Origin of the sequence: Bacillus haikouensis (assembly GCF_013179555.1) — a bacterium.
Classification (GTDB): domain Bacteria; phylum Bacillota; class Bacilli; order Bacillales; family Bacillaceae_B; genus Rossellomorea; species Rossellomorea haikouensis_A.
Genome location: NZ_JABMCR010000251.1, coordinates 1 through 5,911 on the forward strand (window position 1 = coordinate 1; position 5,911 = coordinate 5,911).

Below are 5,911 nucleotides of genomic sequence, written 5' to 3' on the forward strand. Positions count from 1 at the left end.
CCCTAAGAATAGTGACTGTACAACTTCATCTCCATATTGTTTCGCCCCAAAAATTGCATGCCATAGCTTTGACTTACCAGACCATGCCGTCATATGTGTTGCATATATTGTACCAGATAAAATAATGGTTAACGTTACTAATAATCCACTTAACATTATAAACCCGCCAATTATGCTTCTTTTCACAGATTCTCCTCCCTCTATTTAACTATTCTTCCCTTTAACTTAATACCAATTATTTCAAATTGCCGTATTTAACTCAATGATTAACTTCACAAAAAAGAAGCTTACCTTGTTCCAGGCAAGCCCCTTTAATTGAACAAAAAACTAGAGGCTGATATGAAAATTATGATCGCAAAACCTAAGTGTACTTTAAATTTTTTTTCTTTAATAATAAAGCTTTCAATGGCATCGATAAGAGACCTTACGCCTAAGAACATAAATAAAGTTCCAACATAAACAAAATTAAAATCACTTATAATTGTAAGGAAAAATAAGAAGGCTAAAATAACTAGCATTACAACATCAATAACAATAAACGGTTTAGAACTTTCCTGTTCTCTCTTTTCAAAAAACAGTCCCATCTGTACTCCCTCAATTCCATTGCAACTATAAAAGTACAATTTTATAACAAATTCAACACCTAATAGTTTCTTCCGCAAAAAGCCCCCTGTAATGGAATATAAGTTACATAATTTCTATTTATTAATTAAAAATTAGCTTCAAGTAGTCTGCGTGCCCTCTTATTAGATCAACTTCTTCATCAGACGATATCCAAAAAAATTGAAAGGTAAGTCCTTTTTCTTCTCCTCCACCTGTTGGATTGTGTTCCCATTCATCAGCAATCTCATTACAAATTATCTTATAGAAATATCTATTATGTATAATACCATCATCATTTTCCCAATAGTCTTCTGATATCAACTTTTTCACTTCAAACCTTTGGATCCCGGTTTCTTCTTTAATTTCTCTACTACCACGTTATACGTGTCTTCATCCTCTTTAACTGTACCTTTAGGTACTTGAATACCTGCTTCAGGAATATCCTTATGCCGAAATACCAATACTTGTGCCTTATCGTCCCTTACTCTTGTGAGGTATCCATATGCTTTTTTTATTGGTGTCATAAATATATTCTCCTATGTTAATTTCCTTCTCCAGTATAATAAATATATTTGCTTAATTCCATAAACCTGCCTAATAATTGAAGAAGGGCAATAACCGGATCAATTAGCTGATCTTCAATTATTGCGCCCTTTTACTGAAGAATTAAATTCAAGTTAAATTGAGTATTTACTTCCCTTATACCTCTCCATCTTTCAAATCTGAAACCAGCATTCCATATACAATGCTGTCTGTCCACTCACCCTTACTCCAGTAATCCTGTATGAAGTGAGCTTCTTTTCTCATCCCTACTCGCTCACACAACTTTTGAGATGCCACATTCCTTGCATCAAGGGTAGCTTGAATCCGATGCACCTCAAATTCTTCAAATAATTTTCTAACAAAATAACTAACTGCTTCTGTTGCATACCCCTTACCTGAAGTTTCAGCAGAAAAACTATACCCAATTTCAACCGTATCCTTCATCCCTGTATACCATACAGATAAATCACCAATTACGTTCGTATGGCTCAACACTGCCAAACTTAAGCCGGTTTCCTTAGTTAGGGAACGGTTCTTTAATTTTTTGTCAAATGATTCCTGCATAATTTCACGTATCCATTTATCATGGAGTAGATACTTACATGTCTCATCGTTATTGTATATGTGAAACACATCTTGTAAGTCATTGCTCTTAAACGGCCTGATCGTTAATCTTTCAGTGGTAAATTCCAAGAGAACCTCTCCTTTATATTTCCATATACTATTTGTGATTTGGATTTGTAAAGTCATCTCTTCTTACTTGCAGATACTTAACACCCATTTACCAGGCATAGTAGCCTGGTTAAATTGCTTTATTAACTTTAAAACAATTTTAAAGGTTTACGAATGAACAGAAGGATAAGTTTCAAAACGTATGTAAGTTAATTACTTATCATTATCTCGAAACTGAGTCTTCAACAATACTCCTCCAACTAATTGAAGCAGGACAATAGCCGGATCAATTAGCAGATCTTCAGTTATTGCCCCTTTAACCGAATAAAAGAGTGGATGAGCGATTAGGTGGTATAAAGGTTCTGCCCATTCCCTAAGGATAAGAATATATAGCGTTACTATAACTTTTTAGTCAAAGGGAATAATGTACATTCTTTAATTGTATCGCTATCCGTTAGTACCATTAATAACCTTTCTATTCCAAATCCCCATCCAGAAATAGGGGGCATCCCGTATTCCATAGCTGTTAAATAATCTTCATCCATCTCCATCGCTTCTAAATCCCCATTACTTTTTAAAATGGCTTGAGCTTCCAATCTTTTTCTTTGTTCAATTGGATCAACAAGTTCTGAATAAGCATTGATAATTTCGGCACCATTTACGACTAATTGGAAACGGTCGGTAAGGGTTTGATCCTTATCATTCGCTCTAGCGAGTGGGGATAAATCAATAGGATGCTGGATTAAAAACGTTGGTTTTACCAGTTGAGGCCGGCACGTTTTTTTATAAAGTAAATCAATGAAATTGCCCCTCCCTAAAGAATTAATTTCAGTATGATCCAGTTCGATATTTCTTCTTTTCGTTTCCTGATACAAATCTTTTACGTCAGGATAGAGGTTTATATCTATTCCTGTTTCTTTGAGAATTAAATCCCTGAAGGAGATAACTTCCCAGTCAAGTGAAAAATCAATCGTTTGTCCTTTTAATGTAATCGTGGTGTTATTAAAAGTTTGCCTTAAAATAAACAATACCATCTCACGCATTAAATTCATTGTATCTTGATAATTCCAATATGCTGCGTAACCTTCTACCATAGTAAATTCTTGAAGATGCTGAGGACTTACCCCTTCGTTCCTAAAGCATTTTGCGAATTCAAATACTTTCGTAAAGCCACCTACGATTAATCTTTTCAAATAAGTTTCAGGAGCAATCCGTAAGTTTAATTCAGTATCTAACGAATGATGATATGTCCTGAAAGGTTTCGCAATTGCACCTGATGAAGTATGCTGTAACACTGGCGTTTCTACTTCCAGGAATTCTTGATCTTCAAAAAACCTGCGAATTGCCCGCACCATTTTGCTCCTGGACAGTAATCGATTTTGTGTGTCTTTGGTCATCATTAAATCTAAGTAACGCTGTCTATATCGAAGTTCAATATTGCTTAAGCCGTGCCATTTTTCTGGAAGACTTCGCAATGCTTTCCCAAGAAAAACATAGCTTTCGATTCGTAACGTTTTTTCTTTCGTCCTGGTTGTATACATACGACCTGCCGCACCAATAAAATCTCCTATATCTAATAATTCATTAAATTGTTCAAACGGTGTCTCGCCAACCTCATCCCTTTTTAAAAGAAGTTGCAGGCTTCCTTGAATGTTTGAAATGGTAATGAAAATTAATTTTTTGAAGTTTCTAATACTCATTATTCTACCCGCCACTCGTACACCAGAAGTACCGTCTTCAAGCTGAGAGGCTTCAAAGAGTTCATAATTAGTGGAAAACCTTTCAGGATATACTGAAATCCCCTGTGATCTTAATGTTTCTAATTTCTCAATTCTACCCACTGTTTGTTCATTACTCATACATTTCACTCCATTCATTTAGTTTTTTATAAATCATTGGACTGTTTTTTTAAACAACAAAAAAACTCCCACCCCCAAGATTATTCATCTTGAGGACGGGAGTTATATCTCCGTGGTACCACCTCAGTTTATTGATATGTCACCATATCAACCTCTTCGGGTACGGCAATTTTAATTGATTATACCCTATCTCTATAACGGGAGATCCCGTCGCAGCATCATTAAGAAAAATCTTAAATCCGCGCGAAGCTCCAAGTCTTTTTTCATTAAGATTATTATTACTCCTTTTCACCTGCCGGAGCTCTCTGGAAATAATGAATCAAAATTACTCTTCTCTTCATAGCCGGTTGTTTCGTATTGAAAATTAAGAATATTTTACAATAAATAAACTGGCAGGTCAATTCAATTCTGACTTGTTCAACTAAACTGCTCCGTTAACGAATGAAGAAAAGGATGGAGTCCCTCCTGGGTTTTATTCAGATTTATTCCCGATCGGTGAGTTACATCATATCCCACTCCCCTAATAATCCTCGTTTGATTATGTCTATATTTATTAGACGAATTCGTAATGAACTTATCTCGCTATAAGGTTGATAAAGTTTTTTCAATCAACTGCCTTTAGTTTAATAAAGTGAAGGTTATCAAGAAATCCATCCTTTGGATTAATAAGAACTATGCAATCCAATATTGAAAAACAATTAAGATGGCGATTAACATCAGAAACATTTCGGCAAGCGTCAAAATAGCTTGTTTAGGATGTTTGCTATATTTCATTTCAAAAAATGCCCTTATGGTATAGTCCACAGTTAATAACGTGATAACTCCAATTAAGTATAAGTAGGATAATTCTTTATAGTTTATCACCAGAATCGCTAAAATTATTAGCGTGATTACAGTAAAGGTCCTCACCCATTTATCAACTTTACGATGGGAATCATTTATATGATTATAGGAAAAAAATGTTCTTTTAACTTTCTCCACTTTAAAAATCTTTCTTAAAAGAAATTTCACTGTGGAAATAAGAACAAAAACAATTATCGCTATTAAGCCAAATTTCACCCAGAACATAAAACCCTCCTGCTAAAAAATAATTCAACTTTATTAATTAGACGGAAAGCTGATTATGTAAGTTTCGAATCGTTCCTTTAACCTCCCTCTATAAAGAAAGAGATAACTCTTGTTTTCTCGCATATTCTCAATATCTCTATGAGATTTATTATCTAAGACATTTAAAGTATGGATAGATGTTGTAAGTATGGGTAATTTTGGTCATAAAGAGAAAAAGAAAGCTAGCCTACCTAGCCACTTCAATCCAAAAAGTGGTGAACTAGTAAAAGTATGGTCGCACTGGTGGATCCCCACATTTCTCATGGAGGTCAACCCTCCCAATTCTCACAGAGTCTATGCTCCAAAATTCCTTCGTCCAACCTTTCCATGAGGTGGATGTCAGTCATGCTGCCCGACAGGGTCTATGCCCGCACTTTAATTGTTTTACCGACTAATCCGTGCTTCAAATGTCTATCAAAATCTCTAATATTAACGACGTAAAAAACTTAAGCTGCTTTCTTTAATGGAGCCAAATGGGGAATGTCTTTCAACATTCTTTCTTCACTAAATTCACATTGCTTTGTGCCAATCGCAAATAAGATCCGAATCAGCTTGTTACATATGGCAATCATGGACTGCATCTTCTTTAATGGATTACTCTTCCGAGTAGTATAATAGTGGTGTAAAGCCTTAAATGCTGTATTCTTGGCGACTAACGGCATAGCTACTCGAAAGAGGAGAGCTCTGAGTGCTTTCCTGCCTCTTTTCGTGATTTTCGTTAGTCCCTTATGCTTCCCGGAAGTATTCTCCTTCAGGCTAAGTCCCGCCAATTTGATGATTTGGCGAGGATGAGAATAGTTTCTTAGGTCTCCTACTTCCGCATAGAACCCAGCCACTGTTTCCTTACCAATTCCCGTGATCGCTAACATTTGTGAAACACCAGGGATCCGTTCAAGAAGTTCTTCTATATCAGAATCTAACTCTTCGAACCTTTCGACTACCAACTCAAACTTCTCCAGTAAAGTGCGGAGCTCTAATTTAGCCATCTTTGAACCTTCCCGAATGCCAATTGAGCCTTTGGCAGCTCGTTTCAGCTCTTGAATTTTACGGAGTCCAACCGCACGTTTTACAGTCTTTCTAAGGTGAGTCAGAATGTCTTGATCCGATAAATGTTCCAACTCATGTGG

At 35.8% G+C, this 5,911-nt stretch carries 8 protein-coding genes and 1 other annotated feature; all 8 genes read right to left on the reverse strand.

Features of this window, described 5'->3' with window-relative positions; translation table 11 throughout:
* The coding region (locus HP456_RS24865; protein WP_216663347.1) for a hypothetical protein at positions 1-186 on the reverse strand (186 nt) is incomplete at its 3' end.
* A gap of 125 nt (positions 187-311) precedes the next feature.
* A complete protein-coding gene (locus HP456_RS18705; protein WP_172253890.1) occupies positions 312-662 on the reverse strand; it encodes a hypothetical protein in 351 nt (116 codons plus the stop codon).
* 43 nt (positions 663-705) lie between these two features.
* Positions 706-933: an NUDIX hydrolase gene (locus tag HP456_RS25135; protein ID WP_246289251.1), complete on the reverse strand. Its 228-nt coding sequence runs from the start codon at positions 931-933 to the stop codon at positions 706-708.
* Positions 930-1,127: an NUDIX hydrolase gene (locus tag HP456_RS25140; RefSeq protein WP_246289254.1), complete on the reverse strand. Its 198-nt coding sequence runs from the start codon at positions 1,125-1,127 to the stop codon at positions 930-932. The genes HP456_RS25135 and HP456_RS25140 overlap by 4 nt, the downstream gene beginning before the upstream one ends.
* 175 nt (positions 1,128-1,302) lie before the next feature.
* Entirely contained in the window at positions 1,303-1,839 is a 537-nt protein-coding gene (locus tag HP456_RS18715; RefSeq protein WP_172253892.1) for a GNAT family N-acetyltransferase, read from the reverse strand.
* A gap of 377 nt (positions 1,840-2,216) precedes the next feature.
* Positions 2,217-3,677, reverse strand: a complete 1,461-nt coding sequence (gene lysS / locus HP456_RS18720; protein WP_172253894.1) for a lysine--tRNA ligase — start codon at positions 3,675-3,677, stop codon at positions 2,217-2,219.
* Between the two features lie 88 nt (positions 3,678-3,765).
* Positions 3,766-4,027 (reverse strand) — a binding site (T-box leader).
* Positions 4,028-4,349: 322 nt separating this feature from the next.
* Complete coding sequence (locus tag HP456_RS18725) at positions 4,350-4,745, reverse strand: DUF4181 domain-containing protein (protein ID WP_172253896.1); 396 nt, start codon at positions 4,743-4,745, stop codon at positions 4,350-4,352.
* 485 nt (positions 4,746-5,230) lie between these two features.
* A partial coding sequence (locus tag HP456_RS18730) for a transposase (RefSeq protein WP_172253898.1) occupies positions 5,231-5,911 on the reverse strand: 681 nt, incomplete at its 5' end.